The sequence below is a fragment of the Pseudomonas sp. BJa5 genome, assembly GCF_030272875.2.
GTDB lineage: Bacteria > Pseudomonadota > Gammaproteobacteria > Pseudomonadales > Pseudomonadaceae > Aquipseudomonas.
In genome coordinates this window covers 1-307 of the sequence record NZ_JALRNG020000113.1, presented here as the reverse complement: position 1 = coordinate 307, position 307 = coordinate 1, and the positions used below count along the sequence as shown (strand labels likewise).

Below are 307 nucleotides of genomic sequence, written 5' to 3'. Positions count from 1 at the left end.
GAAGCCGGGGCCTGGTGCCCCGGTTTTTTGTTTTGTGCCGCAATTTTTTTTCAAGAGGGTGAGCAACATGCAGCTACAACCAGGCGTATACCGTCATTCCAAGGGGCCTGAGTATCGTGTGTTCGGCACTGCGCGTCATTCCGAGACCGAGGCATGGGTAGTGTTCTATCAGGCCCTGTATGGCGATTTCGGTCTTTGGGTGCGGCCGCGGTCCATGTTCATGGAGTCGGTCGAGGGTGACGGCGAGCAAGTGCCGCGCTTTGCTGTGGTCAAGGCTGCAACCGAGCTGGTCACCCGGCCCGCTGCC

At 59.3% G+C, this 307-nt stretch carries 1 protein-coding gene; it reads left to right on the top strand.

All coding sequences use genetic code 11. The features are described from left to right. Positions 1 to 67 precede the first annotated feature (67 nt). Positions 68 to 307 (top strand): DUF1653 domain-containing protein (locus M2D63_RS25640; protein WP_285865878.1); only part of this gene is annotated, 240 nt, incomplete at its 3' end.